Source organism: Allobosea sp. GW823-FHT02B03 (assembly GCF_058797755.1).
The window spans coordinates 379,380-395,279 of record NZ_JBXAJY010000002.1; the positions used below are offsets into that span (position 1 = coordinate 379,380).

Below are 15,900 nucleotides of genomic sequence, written 5' to 3' on the forward strand. Positions count from 1 at the left end.
ACAAGCCGCCGGAGGGGACAATGCCGCGCCATGCCGGTCAAGCCCGGTTCAGGCAGCCCGCGGCTGGCCGAGCGCAGGAACCCTTTCGAGGATGCTCGCGAGATCGGCAACGAAGCGGGCGGTCTCGCGCGCCCTCACCGCCTCGTCCGGCAGCCGCAGCAGATAGGAGGGATGGACGGTGACCAGCAGCGGCGTTCCGTCAGGCAAGGCCAGCTTGCGCCCCCGCGCCTCGGCAAGCGAGCCCGTCTCGCCGGTCAGCGCCTTGAGCGCGGTTGCGCCCAGCGCCACCACCAGCTGCGGCCTGACGAAGCCGAGCTCGAGGTCGAGCCAGAAGCGGCAGGCCTTCATCTCGCCGGCATTCGGCTTCTCGTGGATGCGCCGCTTGCCGCGCAGCTGGAATTTGAAATGCTTCACCGCATTGGTGACATAGGCTTGGGTGCGGTCGAGCCCGGCATCGGCCATGGCGCGGTCGAAGACCTTGCCGGCGGGGCCGACGAAAGGCTTGCCGGCAAGGTCCTCCTGGTCGCCGGGCTGTTCGCCGACGAAGATCACCGGCGCGTTGCGCGGGCCTTCGCCGAACACCGTTTGGGTCGCATCGCACCAGAGATCGCAGCGCCGGCAGGAGCGCGCGGCGGCCGCGGCGTGCTCCCAGCTTTCCAGGGCCGAAAGGTCGGAAGCGGTCGCCTCGGGGGTAGTGGCGGGCCGCCGCTTCTGCGGTGAGGTCGGAGCGCTCATGATCATCTCCTGCGTTCGCCGGGCAGCGTCGGCGATCAAAGGAGAAATCAGTTCGGCCTCCGGCAGGTTCCGCCAGTACTTCACCGGCATCTCCGCCCTCATCGCCTTCGGCTTCAGCCGGGCCGGGTTGAAGATGCTGGCGTAATAGGTCCGCCACCAATCCTCCATCACGTCGCTGGCCGGGGCTTGCGCCCGCGTCGCCGCCTCGCCGAGCTTGAGCTCGCGCCCGTCCCAGAGCAGCGTCCCGCGCGGCGTCAGGATCGTCCAGCGCATGGTGGTGAAGCGTTCGACGAAGAAGGGCGCGACCTTCTGAAGAATGTGGTGCTCGGGTTCGAACCAGGCGACGAAAGCCTCGCCGCCCTCCCCGTCATCCACTTCCCGGAAGCGCACGAAGGCGGTCATCTTGTGCATGTCGCGCCGGACCGAGCGGGCCAGCGCTTCGGTGCGATGGACGTCATGGTCGGAAGCGATCTGGAGCAGCTCGCGCTCCTCCTGCAGGCGCCAAAGCAGGCGATAGAGCAGGTCAAAGCGCGCGGGATCGCAGTGGCAGATCACCTCCTGCGCCAGCGTGATGAAGGCCCGCGGTACGCTCAAGCCCCTGCCCTCGTCGCCTTCGACCACGTCCTCGCCGAACAGGCCGGTATCGTGTTCGCCGACGCGCCAGTCGATCGCCGATGGCGCTATCAGCGCTTGCGCGAAGCGCCGGGCGAAGCTGCGCCAGCCCTCGAAATCAGTGAAATGAGCAAGACGCGCGACGAACATTAGAGCAGCGCCAGTTGTTGCGGCTTCGGCGCCAGCTGCGCCTTCAGCCTCTCGCCGTCGAGCATCGCCCCCGGTCGCCAGTCGGCCGTGACGATGAACTGGCGAAGCACGCGCAAGGAGCGCACCAGCCGCCCGACATCCTCCAGCCGCAGCCCCCGGAAGCGGCGCATGGCGAGGATGCGATCGACGCTGCGCGTGCCGAGCCCGGGAATGCGCAGCAGCAATTCGCGATCGGCGAGGTTGACGTCGACCGGAAAGCGGCCGCGATGACGCAAAGCCCAGGCGAGCTTGGGATCGACGGTAAGGTCGAGCATGCCACCCGGCGCCGCATCCATGATCTCGTCGACCTCGAAACCGTAGAAGCGCGTCAGCCAGTCGGCCTGGTAGAGCCGGTGCTCGCGCATCAGCGGCGGCTCCGACAGAGGCAATTGCTTGGATGAGTCGGGGATCGGGCTGAAGGCGGAATAATAGACCCGGCGCAGGCCGTAAGAACCGTAGAGCTGGGCGCTGCGCTGCAGGATCGTGGCATCGCTGGCATCATCGGCGCCGACAATCATCTGCGTGCTCTGCCCCGCCGGCGAGAAAGCGGGCGCCCGCTTCGAGCGCTCGCGCTCGGCCGCGGCCTCGTCGATCCTGAGCTTGAGACCACCCATGGCGCTGCGGATGTCGAGCGGCTGCTTTTCCGGCGCGAAGCGCTTGAGCGAGGTCTCGCTCGGCAATTCGACATTGATCGAGACCCGGTCGGCGAACAATGCAGCGCGGTCGATCAACTCCTGGCTCGCGCTCGGGATCAACTTGAGATGGATATAGCCGCGAAAATCGTGCTCCAGCCGCAGGCTCTCGGCGACGCGCACCAGCTCGCCCATGGTGTAGTCCGGCGAGCGGATGATGCCGGAGGAGAGGAACAGGCCCTCGATATAGTTGCGCTTGTAGAAATTCAGGGTCAGCGCCACGACCTCCTCGACCGAGAAGCGGGCCCGCCGGACATTGCTCGAACTGCGGTTGATGCAGAAGACGCAGTCGTAAGAGCAGAAATTGGTCAGCAGGATCTTAAGCAGCGAGATGCAGCGCCCGTCGGGCGCATAGGAATGGCAGATGCCCGAGCCCGTGGTCGAGCCGACGCCCTTGCCGCCGACCGAATTGCGCTCGACCGTGCCCGATGAGGCGCAGGAGGCGTCGTATTTCGCGGCGTCGCTGAGAATTTCGAGCTTCTGAAGCGTGGTGAGCTGCGCCAAGCGCGCCTCCATGTTCACTGTATGTTCTATATTGAATCAAACGCCCGCCACCCGCCAGAGGTTCCAGCCTGCATGATCGTCGCACCGGACACGGCTCGACGGATCGGAACCGGGCTTGGGCCACCGCGTTCCCTTGCGAGGATAGATTTGGACGGGGGAACCCATGTTTCGCATTCTGCTGGTGATCGCGGTCATCGCGATCGGCTATGACGCCGTGGTCCATCAGGGCGCCTATACCCGCGACCTCTGGTACAAGGCCGTCGGCGTGACCGAGCGGGCCGTCGACGAAGCCAAGCGTGTCGGCGAGCGCGCGCCGGACGAGCCGCCGCGCGCGCAGATGAACTAGCGCCTAGCCTTCCATTGTCATCCCGGACGCAGCGAAGCGGAGATCCGGGATCCATTCCGGAGCATTTCCGAATGAGGTTCCGGAATGGATCCCGGGTCTCCCTACGGTCGCCCGGGATGACTCGTTAAAGGTGGAGGCAGCGTCTAAGCCGCCTCCCGCGCCAGCGCCGCCTGCTCGATCGCGCCGGCGATCGCTTCGATCAGCGCCGTCTCGTCGCCGGCAAGCCCCTCCATCGCCGCCATGCGCTGAAGCACGGTCGCGGCGACCTTCTCCTCCACCGTGTCCTCGGCGTAGGCATAGAAGATCGTCGCGTGCTGGCCGTCGCGATGGCAGCGCCCCTCGATCTGCTGGAGCTGGATCGCGCTGTGGCGCAGATCATGGACGACCAGCGCCCGCTCGCGCTCCCCGCCCGGCATCTCGGCCCGATGCAGCGAGATCGACTCGGTCACGGTGAAGACGACCGCGTCGAGCTTGCCGGTCTGGAAGGCGATCCGCGTCGCCTCATTCGCCTCGCCCGAATGCTCGCCGGTGATCGAGCCGACGCGCCAGCCCCGTCCCGCGAGCTTCTCCGCCAGCATGGCGCCGGTTTCGAGGAAGGCGACGGAGATCGCGACCTGCTCGTCGTTTTCCAGCAGGTCCTGGCAGAAGTCCGCCGTGCCGGCGGTCCTGAGCAGGCTCGCCTTCTGGCGGAAGCGCAGATCGGCGGCCCAACCGGCGGGCTTGCGGGTCGAGCCACCGGCAAGGCCGAGCTCGCGCCGGAATTCCCGCCAGGTCGCGTCGTAGAGCTTGCGCTCGGCGGCATCGAGCGCGACGGGGGCAAGCTCGCGCTGCACTTCGGGCCAGCCGGCGATCTCCTCGGGCCGGCGTCGCAGGCCGATGGCGTTCCGGCCGCGATAGAGCAGCTCGGCCATCACCTTGCGGTCGGCCTCGTTCGGCTCCCAGCTCCAGTTCTTCCAGCGCCCCTTGGCCCGGCCGATCTTCAGCTTCTTCATCAATTGCCTGAAGCCGTCGAGATCGGCATCAGCCATGCCGGCCGCCCCGCTCAGAAGCCGCGCCAGATAGGAGAGCTCGTGCGGTGCCTGCCCGGCCGTCGCACTCATATAGATCGCGAACTCAGCGGCTGCCGCCATCTGCCGGCAAACCAGCCCCTGCTGCGAGTTCGGATTGCGGATGCGGTGCGCCTCGTCGATCACGACCAGCGGCCAGGTCCGCTTCGGCGTGCCGTGCTTGGCGAGCTCATTGTTTTTCGCCCGGGTCGAGCGCTTGTTCGAGGCCGGCGGCGGCGCGAGCAGCGACTTCGTCCGCTCGAAATTCATCAGGGTGAGCTTCTTCGCCGGCAGGCCGGAACGGGCGATGGTGCGCCGCCATTGCGGGATCGCGCCCTTCGGGCAGATCACCAGCACCTCCTGCTCCGGCATCGCGGAGATGGCGAGCCAGGCCGAGAGCGTCTTGCCAAGACCCGTCAGGTCACCGAGCAGGAAGCCCGGCTTGCCTGCCGCCCGCGCGGCAAGGATGGCGTCGCACGCCACGAGCTGGTGCGGGTGCGGCACCATGATGTCGGACGCAGCGCCCTGCCCCGCAGCCGTCATGCGCGGTAGCCCTCGGCTTTCGCGGGTGGCTCGGTTGCCATCGCCGCGAGCACGTCTGCCTGCTGCAACTCCTCGATCAGCGTGCTGATGAAATTCGTCACCACCTTGGGCAACGCGCGACCGGACATGGTCTGAATCTGCAGGCTGCGCGGCGGCAATTCGCCGTCCTTCAGCGGCAGCGCAACCACCGAGCCGTCGCGGATCGAGGCCCCGAAGGAAATCGAGCTGGCGAACATCACGGCGCCGCCGAGTTTGCAGAAATGGCGCAGGCTCGCGACATTGGTCGAGGTCAGCACGGGATCGACGGTCAGTCCGCGCGCCGAGAAATAGATGTCGACGATCTTGCGCACGGTCGCCTCGCTGTCGAGCACCGCGACCGGATGGGCGAAGATGTCCTCGATGCGCACGGTTTCCTGCTGCGCCAGCGGATGATGCGGCGCAACGAACGCGTAGGTCCGTGTCGCGCATTGCCAGTTGATGGTGACGCCGCGCTCCTGCTGCAGCACGAAGGTCAGCCCGAGATCGATCGCGCCGGTGCGGACCTGCTCGGTCACGACCTGCGGCGACATCACCTTCATGTCGAAGGAGACATCGGGATGTCGCTGGCGGAAGGCATGGATCGTCTCGGGAATGAAGGAGACGGCGAAACCCTCGGTGACGCCCATGCGGATCAGCCCGCGCCCGGCGCCGTGCAGTTCGCGGATCTCGTTGACGACCTGCTCGGCCTCGAGCTCGAGCCGCTGCGCATAGGCCGCCAGCGTCTGGCCGGCCTGGGTCACGATCATGCCGTGCGAGCGCCGCTCGAACAGGTCCGCGTCGAGTTCCTTTTCGAGATTGGCGATCTGGCGGCTGACGGCGGAGGCCGCCACCCGCAGGCGCTGCGCCGCGGCGCTGACCGAGCCGGTCCGCGCCACCGCCAGGAAATATCGGAGGGCCGCTGTCTGCATCGCGCGGCTTTAGAGAAGCTTTGCCGGTTCGGCAACGATCCCTTCGATTCATTCTTATGGCGGCAAGCTCAATCCTTGGGCAGATTTCGAATAAAGCAAAACTGCGGCAGTCCAGCCGTGGCGGAGCTTTGTCAGCACGCTCGATGAAGCCGTGAGGGGATAAGAATGCGAATCTCGATGAAGACGCTGGCCGTCGCGCTGGCGGGTACCGCAATGGCGGCCCTGACCAGCATGCCGGCCTCCGCCCAGAAGGCCGCCAACACGGTCCGCTTCGCCTATGACCAGGCGCCCGAGAACGTCGACCCGTTCTTCAACAATGTCCGCATCGGCGTGATCATCGGCGCGAATGTCTGGGATACGCTGGTCTACCGCGACCCGAACACCAACGAGTACAAGGGCCAGCTTGCCAAGAGCTGGAAGCTGGTCGACGACAAGACCATCGAGTTCGAGCTGCGCGAAGGCGTGAAGTTCCACAATGGCGAGGAATTCGACGCCGACGACGTCGTCTACACGCTGAACTTCATCTCCAAGCCGGAGAACAAGGTCGTCACCCAGGGCAACGTCAACTGGATCGAGAAGGCCGAGAAGCTCGACAAGTACAAGGTCCGCCTGACCACCAAGGAGGTCTTCCCGGCCGCGATCGAATATCTCGCCGGCCCGGTGGTGATCCATCCGAACGAGTACTACGAGAAGGTCGGCCCCAAGGGCCAGAACGAGAAGCCGGTCGGCTCGGGCCCCTACAAGGTCTCGAACTACGTCCCGGGCAAGTCGATCACGCTCGAACTCAACAAGGACTACTTCAAGGATTCGCCGAAGCCGCAGCCGAAGATCGGCAAGATCGACATCCGCTTCATTCCGGATCGCCAGACCCAGATGGCCGAGATGCTCTCGGGCGGCGGCGACCTGATCATGCACGTCCCCAAGGACCAGGCCGACCAGCTCAAGACCGTGCCGACCCTGCAGGTCGTCTCCGGCGAGACGATGCGCATCGTCTTCATGCAGATGAACATCCAGGACGGCACCCCGGCCCCGGCGCTCAAGGATGAGCGCGTCCGCAAGGCGATCATCCACGCCATCGACCGCGAGGCGATGGTCAAGAACATCGTCGGCGACGGCTCGCGCGTCATCAACACGATCTGCTTCCCCTCGCAGTTCGGCTGCACCGACGAGGGCGCGACGCGCTACAATTACGACCCCGCCAAGGCCAAGGCCCTGCTGGCCGAGGCCGGCGTCAAGGACCTGACCCTGGACATCGTCGCCTATCGCGAGCGCAACCAGACCGAGGCGCTGATCGGCTATCTCCAGGCCGTCGGCATCAAGACCAATCTGCGCTTCCTGCAATACGCCGCGATGCGCGAGCAGATCGCCACCAACAAGGCGATGCTGACGCACCAGACCTGGGGCTCGTTCTCGGTGAACGACGTTTCGGCCAACACGCCGAACTACTTCGCCTTCCGCAGCGAGGACGTCACCCGCGATCCGGAGGTCCGCGACCTCCTGAACAAGGGCAACAACTCGGTCGATCCGGCGGTCCGCAAGGAAGCCTACAAGGGCGCCCTCAAGATCATCGCCGACAAGGCCTATGCGACGCCGCTCTACTCGCTGCCGGTCTACTACGTCGCCAACAAGGACCTGAACTTCAAGGCCTACCCGGACGAGCTGGTCCGCTTCTGGGAGATGGGCTGGAAGTAAGTCCAGCCGCCTTCCCTGCCGTCCTCGCCCGCGCGGCGAAGCGATCCTCCTCGGTTCCTTCGCCGCGCCCTGGCGCGGCGTGACGGCCTGCCTTTGCCTACCTGCTACCGAGCGGCTGCCCTGCAGCCGCCCGGGCCTATTTCAGCATCCTGCGAAAGCACCTAATGCTCGGCTTTATCCTCAAACGGCTCGGCCTGGCGCTGATGGTCGCGCTCGCGGTCTCGGCCATCGCCTTCTTCCTGCTGCGCCTCTCCGGCGACGTCGCGGTCGCGATCGCCGGCGAAGGCGCACAGCAGGCGGATATCGACGTGATCCGCAAGACTTACGGGCTCGATCGTCCGCTGCTCGTCCAGTATCTCGACTGGCTCTGGAAGACCCTGCGCGGCGATTTCGGCACCTCGATCTATTTCAAGACCGACGTGTCCGAGCTGGTGCTGGCGAAGATGCCGGTGACGCTGATCCTTGGCCTGACCTCGCTCGCCTTCGCGCTGCTGATCTCGATCCCGCTCGGCGTGCTCGCCGCGATCTATGCCAACAGCTGGATCGACCGGGTCGCGCTCGCCATCGCCGTCTTCGGCCAGGCGATGCCGAACTTCTTCTTCGCGCTGATCCTGGTGATGCTGTTCTCGATCACCCTGCGCTGGCTGCCGGTCTCCGGCTCCGCGACCTGGCAGCACTACATCATGCCGACCGTGGCGCTCGGCTACTATGCCGCGCCAGCCTTCATGCGGCTGATCCGCGCCGGCATGATCGAGGTGCTTTCGGCCGACTATATCCGCACCGCCCGCGCCAAGGGCCTGCCTTCCGGCAAGATCATCTTCAAGCATGCGCTGCGCAACGCCGTCGTGCCCGTCGTCGCGCTGGCGGCGGTGCAGCTCGGCTTCCTGCTCGGCGGCTCGGTGGTGATCGAGACGATCTTCGCGCTCGATGGCCTTGGCTACCTCGCCTACCAGAGCATCACCTACAAGGATTTCCCGGTCATGCAGGTCGTCGTCCTGCTGCTTTCCGTCGTCTACGTGCTGCTGACGCTCGCCGCCGACATCGCCAATGCCTGGCTCGACCCGCGCATCCGGGTGGCCTGAGATGAGCGAAACCTCCCTCTCCGTCGCCGAGGCGCCCGAGCTTTCCGAAGGCCGCAAGTTGCTGCGCCGCTTCCTCGGCCAGAAGGCCTTCGTCTTTGGCTTCGGTCTGCTCGTGCTGTTCATCCTGATCGCGCTCGCAGCCCCGCTGCTGGCACCGCACGACCCTTATCTGCAGAACCTGACGGCGCGGAACATCCCGCCCTTCTGGTATGAGAAGGGCAACTGGGTGCATCCGCTCGGCACCGACCCGCTCGGCCGCGACTATCTCTCGCGCCTGCTCTACGGCGCCCGGATCTCGCTGCTGATCGGCATCAGCGTCGTCATCATCTCCGGGCTGATCGGCACGACCATGGGCCTGCTCGCCGGCTATTTCGGCGGCCGGATCGACATGGTGATGACCTTCCTCGTCACCACCAGGCTCTCCATGCCGGTGATCCTGGTCGCGCTCGCCGTCGTCGCCATCGTCGGCTCCTCGCTCTGGATCGTCATCCTCGTGCTCGGCCTGCTGAAATGGGACCGGTTCGCGGTGGTGATGCGCAGCGCGACCCAGCAGGTCCGCTCGCTCGACTATGTCGCCGCTGCCCAGGCTGCCGGTGCCTCGACCAGCCGCATCATCTTCGGCGAGGTCCTGCCCAACATCGCCCCGCATCTGATCGTCGTCGCGACGCTCGAGGCGGGCAGCGCCATCCTGCTCGAGGCGGCGCTTTCCTTCCTCGGCCTCGGCGTGCAGCCGCCCTTGCCCTCCTGGGGCCTGATGATCTCGGAAGCCAAGGCCTACATGTTCTTCTCATTCTGGCTCATCGCCCTGCCCGGCAGCGCGCTTGCCCTGCTGATCTTCGCCATCAACCTCGCCGGCGACGGCCTGCGCGACGTGATCTCGCCGGAGGGACGCGCCTGATGAGCGACGCCATCCTTCAGATCGACGGCCTCACCGTCGACATCGCGACGCCGCGCGGCTCGCTCCATGCGGTGCGCGACCTCTCCTTCAAGGTCGAGAAGGGCAAGACGCTCTGCCTCGTCGGCGAGTCCGGCTGCGGCAAGTCGATGACCTCGCTCGCGATCATGGACCTCCTGCCCAAGGGGGCGAAGAAGACCGCCAGGCGCCTCTCCTTCGCTGGCGAGGACCTCGCCAAGGCAACGCCGAAGCGGATCAACGCCCTGCGCGGCGACCGCATGGCGATGATCTTCCAGGAACCGATGACGGCGCTGAACCCGGCCTACACCATCGGCGACCAGATGACCGAGGCCTACAAGCTGCACCGCAAGGCGAGCGAGGCGGAAGCCCGCGATCGCGCGATCCTGCTGCTCGGCAAGGTCGGCATCGCCAATGCCGCCCAGCGGCTCGGCCAGTATCCGCACCAGCTCTCGGGCGGCCTGCGCCAGCGCGTCATGATCGCGATGGCGCTGATGTGCTCGCCCGACCTCCTGATCGCCGACGAGCCGACCACCGCGCTCGACGTCACCATCCAGGCCCAGATCCTGCGCCTGCTCGCCGATCTTCAGAAGGAGCTCGGCATCGCCATGGTGCTGATCACCCATGATCTCGGCATCGTCGCCCGCATCGCCGACTGGGTCGGCGTGATGTATGCCGGCCAGATCGTCGAGGAGGGTCCGACCGAGGCGATCTTCCGCAATCCGCGCCACCCCTACACGCAGGGCCTGATCGACTGCATCCCGGTACCTGGCCGCACCGAGCCCGGCGGCAAGCTCGGCGTCATCCCCGGCGTCGTGCCCTCGCTCGTCGGCGAGATCAGGGGCTGCAGCTTCCGCGACCGCTGCAAGCACGCCAAGCCTGCCTGCGCCGAGGCGCCCCCGCTGCGGCAGCGGCCGGACGGCCATAGCTGGCGCTGCATCCTGGAGGACGCGGCATGAGCGCGACCAATCCGATCCTGCTCGAGGCGCGTGACCTCACCCGTTCCTTCTCGGTCAGCCAGGGCCTGTTCAAGGGCAAGCGCAAGCTCCACGCCGTCAACGGCGTTTCGCTCGCCATCGCCAAGGGCGAGGTGCTCGGCATCGTCGGCGAATCCGGCTGCGGCAAGTCCACGCTGGCGCGCATGCTGCTCGGCCTGCTGCCGCCGTCCAGCGGCGAGATCGCGCTCGCCGGCGAGAATGTCGGCAAGCTCGGCCGGCTCGGCATGGCCAAGCGCGTTCAGCCGGTCTTCCAGGACCCGTATTCCTCGCTGAACCCGCGCCGCACCATCGCCTCGATCGTCGCGCTGCCGCTCGCCGTCCAGGGCATCGGCACGGCCAAGGAGCGCCGCGAGCGCGCCATCGCGATCCTCGACAAGGTCGGCCTGCCCCGCCGCTTCGCCGACCGCTATCCGCGCGAGCTTTCCGGCGGCCAGCGCCAGCGCGTCGCCATCGCCCGGGCGTTGATCCTCAATCCCGAGATGGTGGTCTGCGACGAGCCGACCTCGGCGCTCGACGTCTCCGTACAGTCGCAGATCCTCAACCTGCTCAACGATCTGCGCAGCGAGCTCGGGCTGACCTATGTCTTCATCAGCCACAACCTCGTCGTCGTCGAGCATATCGCGACGCGGGTCGCGGTGATGTATCTCGGCCGCGTCGTCGAGCTCGCCGACACCGCGACGCTGTTCAAGGCGCCGCGCCATCCCTACACCAAGGCGCTACTCGCCTCCGTGCTGACGCCGGAACCCGGCAAGGGCATCCCGGAGACCGGGCTCGGCCTCGCCTTCCCGGACCCGCTCAACCCGCCGCCCGGCTGCCCCTTCCACCCGCGCTGCCCGGCGAAGATGCCTCAATGCGCCACGGTGACGCCGAAGCTGCGGGCCGACACGGCCGGCCTCGTCGCCTGCCATCTCTATGACGAACAGGCGAGCACCACCGCCTGACATGTCCATTTCCCCCTCGGTCCTCATCCTGAGGAGCGATCGCAGATCGCGTCTCGAAGGATGCCTCCAGCGATCTCTGGAACATCCTTCGAGACGCCGCTGCGCGGCTCCTCAGGATGAGGCCGGGACAAATAGAATTCCCAGCGAGGAGACGTTCCCATGACCCGCGCCCAGGCCGTCGCGCACGCCCAGGACTACTTCGATTCCGGCAGCCTCAAGCGCGACCTCTCGCGCCTCATCGCCATGCCGACCGAGAGCCAGAATCCCGAGCGCGCCCCGGTGCTCAGCGACTATCTCGAAAACGAGATGCGCCCGCTGCTCGAGGGCCTCGGCTTCACCTGCAGGACGCTGACCCATCCGCGCGCCAAGGGGCCCTTCCTCTTCGCCGAGCGCATCGAGGACCCGTCCCTGCCGACGATCTTCGGCTATGGCCATGGCGACGTCATCCGTGGCCTCGACGCTCAATGGAGCGAAGGCCTCTCGCCCTGGACCCTGACCGAGCGCGGCGACCGCTGGTACGGCCGCGGCGTGGTCGACAACAAGGGCCAGCACGTCATCAACATCAACGCCTTGCGCGCGGTGCTCGAGACCCGCGGCAAGCTCGGCTTCAACGCCAAGTACCTGATCGAGATGGGCGAGGAATGCGGCTCTCCGGGCCTGCGCGAGCTCTGCACCGAACAGAAGGAGCTGTTCAAGTCCGACGTGCTGATCGGCTCCGACGGGCCGCGCCTCAATGCCGAGCGGCCGACCGTCTTCCTCGGCTCGCGCGGCGGCGTCACCTTCGACCTTTCGATCAACGCCCGCGAAGGCGGCCACCATTCGGGCAACTGGGGCGGCATCCTTTCCGACCCGGCGATCCAGCTCGCCCATGCCATCGCCTCGATCGCCGGCCCGACCGGCCAGATCCGCATCCATGAATGGGTGCCGAAGGAGCTGCCCGAGCCGGTGCGCAAGGCGCTCGCCGATTGCGAGGTCGATGGCGGCCCTGACGGCCCGACCATCGATCCGAACTGGGGCGAGCCCGGCCTGTCGCCGGCCGAGCAGGTCTTCGGCTGGTGCTCCTTCGACGTGTTGGCGATGAAGTCGGGCGTGCCGGAGACCCCGGTCAACGCCGTGCCGCCGAGCGCCTGGGCCCGCTGCCAGCTGCGCTTCGTCGTCGGTATCGACCCGAACGAGGTGCTGCCGGCGCTGCGCCGCCACCTGAAGCGCCACGGGCTCGACATGGTCGAGGTCACCCTCGCCCGCGACGAGATCTTCAACGCGACGCGCCTCGACCCCGAGGATGCCTGGGTCCATTGGGCGCTGGCCTCGATCGCGAAGACGACCAACAAGAAGCCGGCGCTCCTGCCCAATCTCGGCGGCTCGCTGCCGAACGACATCTTCTCGGAGATCCTCGGCCTGCGCACGATCTGGGTGCCGCACTCCTATCCGGGCTGCTCGCAGCACGCCCCGGACGAGCACCTCCCGGTCGCGATCGCCCGCGAGGCGCTCGGCATGATGGCGGGGCTCTACTGGGACCTCGGCGACGGCAACACGCCGGCGCTCTGACCCAAGAGCCCTTCACTCCTGCGGCTGGCGCGGATCGCGCGCCGGCGGCAGGTCGACAGGCGTCGCCGGCGGTGTTTCTGGCGGCGCATTGGGCGGCAGCTCCGGCGGTGGGTCGGTCGGAATGCCGACGGGCTCCGCATCGGGCGGCGTCTCGATCGGCGGCGCCGGCGGAACCTCGCCCGGCGTCAGCGGCGGCAACTCTGGCGGCGGCATTGGCGGCATCGGATCGCCGCCGGGCTCGCCTGCGGCCTGATGAAACATCGTCATCTCGTGCTCCCTTTGCCTGACGCAACGCGGCGCGCCCGTGAAAGTTCGGCGCAGGCGAGGCCCCGCGGAACAATGCCGAGGCTCATGGCTTGGTTCGGCAACAGGCCAGCCAGGGAGAGCCGCCATGCCAGAGAGCCCCAAGCCGCGCGAGAACCCGGCGCTGCTCGACGAGCGCATCGAGAGTGATGCCGTCCGCCCGGAAGACGCCTCGGTCCGTCCCGATCCCGATCTTGCGGGCCGCGACCGGCGCAAGGTCAGCGACGAGACCAATGTCCACGATGCCGGCAGCGACGCCAACGACACGATCGACGGCCTGACCGAGCAGGAAGAAGCCGTCAGGCACGCCGCCGAGGACATTCCGACCGGTCAGGACCCGGCCGGGCCCACCGAGGCGACCCTGGTCTTCGACCGCGGCTCGGCGCCGCCGAAGGTCTGACACGCAGGTCATTCCCGGCCTGGCTTCCGCAGCGGCAGGCAAGCTAGGCTGAGGGATGAGCTTCGCGATCCGCCCGAGCCGTCACCTATGGTTGTGCCGAGCCTCCTTCACCGCGCTGACCTTCGGCGTCATCCCCGCTGCCGCGCAGCCCCTCGCCCCCGTCGCCTGCACCGGCCCCTTCGCGCGCAACGCCGACGAGTCGGCCCTGATCCGGGCCTTCGGCAAGAACAATGTCCGGCGGGCGCGCATCGAGATAGGCGAAGGCGAGAAGCAGCCGGGCGCCATCATCTTCCCGGGCGACAGCAAGCGGCGCATCGAGCTGATCTGGCAGGACGGCGCGAAACGTCGTCGTCCAGCAACGATCTATATCCGCGAAGGCTCTGGCCAATCGGTGGAGGGCCCGGATGGAACGCGCATCGCGATCGGCACGCCGCTCGCGGCGGTCGAGCGAGCCAATGGCGGACCCTTCACCATTCTTGGCTTCGGCTGGGATTATGCCGGCACCGCGACCGACTGGCGCGGCGGTAAGCTCGCAAAGGCAGGCGGCGGTTGCCGGCTGCTCCTGCGTTTTCATGACACGCAAGGCGCTGACGGCGCGGCGCTCGATCGCGTCTCCGGCGACAGCGAGTTTTCCTCGGGCGATGCCGACATCAAGGCTGTGAAACCCGTCGTCGGCGAGATCCTGCTGTCCTGGACGGAGTAGCGGCGCCGATCTCAGGCGCCGACCTTGGCCAGAACGTCCGCCCGCAGGAAGCGTTCGATGAACAGCATGAACAGCACCGAGGGCACGAGCAGAATCAGCGCCGTGATCGAGGCGACCTGATAGTTGCCGCCCATCGCCGCATTGTAGAGCAGGAGCGGCAGGGTCGTGACCTGCGGCACGCCGACGAAGAAGGTGCCGGTGAACTCGTCGAGCGATTCCAGGAAAACGAAGATGCCGCTCGCGATGATCCCCGGCATCGCCAAGGGCAATGTCACCGTGAAGAAGGTGCGCAGCGGTGAGGCTCCGATATTGCGCGCGGCGAGTTCGAGGTCTTTGTCGACGGCGGCAAAGGCCGCGGCCGCGATCCAGACCGAATACACCAGCCCATGCGCGGCATGGACCAGCACCACGCCCAGCACCGTGCCGTTGATGCCGAGCTGGTAGAAGACGCGGGCGACGTTGATGTAGATCGCGACCGACGGAAACGCCTGCGGCAGCAGGAAGAGCACCATGAAGGCCGCCCGCATCGGCAGCTTCAGCCGCGCCAGCGCGTAGCCGGCCGGGATCGACAGAGCGAGCGCGACGATCACCGTCAGCACCGCGATCCAGACGCTGGTGCCGAGTGAGGCCATGGCGTCGCCGGTCGGCCGGAAGACCTGCTCCCAATAGCGCGTGCCATAGGTCACCGGCAGCTTGTAGGGCGTGTACCAGCGCTCGGCCACGGACCACAGCGCGAGATTGGCGAGCGGGCCGATCAGCACGAAGGCGAAGGCGGTGAGGACGGCGGCCGCGAAGGTCGCCCTGGCGGCGGAGGCGAGCCGCATCATGGCGCGCCCTCCTTCGCCAGCCCGCGTTTCAGGTAGAGGATCGCAGCGCCGGCGCTGATCAGATATGTGATCACGCCGAGCGCATTCGCAGTCGAATAGTCGCCATAGGCGTTGATCCGGAACGCCATGTCGACGGTCAGCATGGTCGGCTGCGAGCCGGCGACCATCATCGGCACCGAGAGCACCGAGAGCATCGTCACGAAGGACAAAACGAGCGCGACCAGCAGGGTCGGCATCACCTGCGGCAGGGCGAGTTCGAAGAGCACGCGCGGGCGCGAGGCCCCGAGATTGCGGCCGGCCTCCAGCGTCGCACGATCGATCGAGGCAAGGGCGCCGGCGAGTAGCAGCGCGACGAAGGGCGTCTGCTTCCAGACGAAGGTGGCGATGATGCCGCGCCAGTCGAGGAAGCTCGTCGCGCTCAGCGGCTCCATCAGCCCGAGCGAGACGAAGGTGTTGTTCATCAGCCCGTTCTTGGCGAGGAAGGTGCGCATGCACTGCGCAGCGACGATGAACGGGATGAACAGCGGCCAGCGATAGAGCGCCCGCAGCGTGCCGACCACCCAGCGGTTCTCGCCGAGCGTCAGCGTGCCGGCGATCGCAATGGCGGCGAGCCCGGTCAGCACGCAGGAGGTCACCACGATGATGATGGTGAAGAGGATGTCGCCCGAATAGAGCTCGAAGGCCTTGGCGAACCATTCCAGCGTCAGCGAGCCGTCCGGCCGGGTGAAGGCCGAGATCAGCGAGAAGCCGAGCGGGTAGAGGAACAGCGCCGCGACGAGGAACAGGCCGGGAGCGATCAGGATCAGCGCCAGTTGGCGTTGAGACAGCATGTTGGGCGCCATCGGGAAAGATGCGGCCCGGCAGGAACCGGGCCGCGAT

The 15,900-nt window shown here is 67.1% G+C and carries 16 protein-coding genes; 9 read left to right on the forward strand and 7 right to left on the reverse strand.

Annotation, left to right across the window (positions count from 1 at the left end; all coding sequences use genetic code 11):
• Window positions 1-48: 48 nt before the first annotated feature.
• Window positions 49-1,497 carry a UdgX family uracil-DNA binding protein gene (locus tag AC1REK_RS06675; protein WP_492268617.1) on the reverse strand — a complete coding sequence of 483 codons (1,449 nt, stop codon included), beginning with the start codon at window positions 1,495-1,497 and terminating at the stop codon, window positions 49-51.
• Complete coding sequence (locus AC1REK_RS06680) at window positions 1,497-2,744, reverse strand: putative DNA modification/repair radical SAM protein (RefSeq protein ID WP_492268616.1); 1,248 nt, start codon at window positions 2,742-2,744, stop codon at window positions 1,497-1,499. Before AC1REK_RS06680 ends, AC1REK_RS06675 begins: the two co-directional genes overlap by 1 nt.
• Before the next feature lie 151 nt (window positions 2,745-2,895).
• Between AC1REK_RS06680 and AC1REK_RS06685 the strand changes: the two genes are divergently transcribed.
• Window positions 2,896-3,078, forward strand: coding sequence for a hypothetical protein (locus tag AC1REK_RS06685; protein ID WP_492268615.1), 183 nt, complete (start codon window positions 2,896-2,898; stop codon window positions 3,076-3,078).
• 143 nt (window positions 3,079-3,221) lie between these two features.
• Here AC1REK_RS06685 and AC1REK_RS06690 read toward each other — a convergent pair whose 3' ends face one another.
• The gene (locus tag AC1REK_RS06690; protein ID WP_492268614.1) at window positions 3,222-4,667 is read right to left on the reverse strand and encodes an SNF2-related protein; all 1,446 of its coding nucleotides are present in this window, start codon (window positions 4,665-4,667) and stop codon (window positions 3,222-3,224) included.
• Window positions 4,664-5,614, reverse strand: a complete 951-nt coding sequence (locus AC1REK_RS06695) for a LysR family transcriptional regulator (RefSeq protein WP_327522300.1) — start codon at window positions 5,612-5,614, stop codon at window positions 4,664-4,666. The genes AC1REK_RS06690 and AC1REK_RS06695 overlap by 4 nt, the downstream gene beginning before the upstream one ends.
• A 165-nt stretch (window positions 5,615-5,779) precedes the next feature.
• Between AC1REK_RS06695 and AC1REK_RS06700 the strand changes: the two genes are divergently transcribed.
• The 6 genes from AC1REK_RS06700 to AC1REK_RS06725 all read left to right on the forward strand — a co-directional run bounded on the left by AC1REK_RS06700 (window position 5,780) and on the right by AC1REK_RS06725 (window position 12,788).
• Entirely contained in the window at window positions 5,780-7,306 is a 1,527-nt protein-coding gene (locus tag AC1REK_RS06700; protein WP_492268613.1) for an ABC transporter substrate-binding protein, read from the forward strand.
• Between the two features lie 164 nt (window positions 7,307-7,470).
• Complete coding sequence (locus AC1REK_RS06705; RefSeq protein ID WP_327522298.1) at window positions 7,471-8,388, forward strand: ABC transporter permease; 918 nt, start codon at window positions 7,471-7,473, stop codon at window positions 8,386-8,388.
• Window position 8,389: 1 nt separating this feature from the next.
• Window positions 8,390-9,286: an ABC transporter permease gene (locus tag AC1REK_RS06710; protein ID WP_327522297.1), complete on the forward strand. Its 897-nt coding sequence runs from the start codon at window positions 8,390-8,392 to the stop codon at window positions 9,284-9,286.
• A complete protein-coding gene (locus AC1REK_RS06715; RefSeq protein ID WP_492268612.1) occupies window positions 9,286-10,260 on the forward strand; it encodes an ABC transporter ATP-binding protein in 975 nt (324 codons plus the stop codon). The genes AC1REK_RS06710 and AC1REK_RS06715 overlap by 1 nt, the downstream gene beginning before the upstream one ends.
• The gene (locus tag AC1REK_RS06720) at window positions 10,257-11,240 is read left to right on the forward strand and encodes an ABC transporter ATP-binding protein (RefSeq protein ID WP_492268611.1); all 984 of its coding nucleotides are present in this window, start codon (window positions 10,257-10,259) and stop codon (window positions 11,238-11,240) included. The genes AC1REK_RS06715 and AC1REK_RS06720 overlap by 4 nt, the downstream gene beginning before the upstream one ends.
• 159 nt (window positions 11,241-11,399) lie before the next feature.
• Entirely contained in the window at window positions 11,400-12,788 is a 1,389-nt protein-coding gene (locus tag AC1REK_RS06725) for a M20 family metallopeptidase (protein WP_492268610.1), read from the forward strand.
• Between the two features lie 12 nt (window positions 12,789-12,800).
• Here AC1REK_RS06725 and AC1REK_RS06730 read toward each other — a convergent pair whose 3' ends face one another.
• Window positions 12,801-13,055 carry a hypothetical protein gene (locus AC1REK_RS06730; RefSeq protein ID WP_327522293.1) on the reverse strand — a complete coding sequence of 85 codons (255 nt, stop codon included), beginning with the start codon at window positions 13,053-13,055 and terminating at the stop codon, window positions 12,801-12,803.
• A gap of 124 nt (window positions 13,056-13,179) precedes the next feature.
• On the opposite strand from AC1REK_RS06730, the gene AC1REK_RS06735 reads away from it, so the two are divergent.
• Together AC1REK_RS06735 and AC1REK_RS06740 are read left to right on the forward strand one after the other, a co-directional pair.
• Window positions 13,180-13,491 carry a hypothetical protein gene (locus AC1REK_RS06735; protein WP_492268609.1) on the forward strand — a complete coding sequence of 104 codons (312 nt, stop codon included), beginning with the start codon at window positions 13,180-13,182 and terminating at the stop codon, window positions 13,489-13,491.
• Window positions 13,492-13,546: 55 nt separating this feature from the next.
• Entirely contained in the window at window positions 13,547-14,194 is a 648-nt protein-coding gene (locus AC1REK_RS06740) for a hypothetical protein (RefSeq protein WP_492268608.1), read from the forward strand.
• Window positions 14,195-14,205: 11 nt separating this feature from the next.
• Here the strand turns inward: AC1REK_RS06740 and AC1REK_RS06745 are convergent, their stop codons facing one another.
• The gene (locus tag AC1REK_RS06745; protein ID WP_066472647.1) at window positions 14,206-15,018 is read right to left on the reverse strand and encodes an ABC transporter permease; all 813 of its coding nucleotides are present in this window, start codon (window positions 15,016-15,018) and stop codon (window positions 14,206-14,208) included.
• A complete protein-coding gene (locus AC1REK_RS06750; protein ID WP_414644950.1) occupies window positions 15,018-15,848 on the reverse strand; it encodes an ABC transporter permease in 831 nt (276 codons plus the stop codon). The genes AC1REK_RS06745 and AC1REK_RS06750 overlap by 1 nt, the downstream gene beginning before the upstream one ends.
• Between the last annotated feature and the right edge of the window lie 52 nt (window positions 15,849-15,900).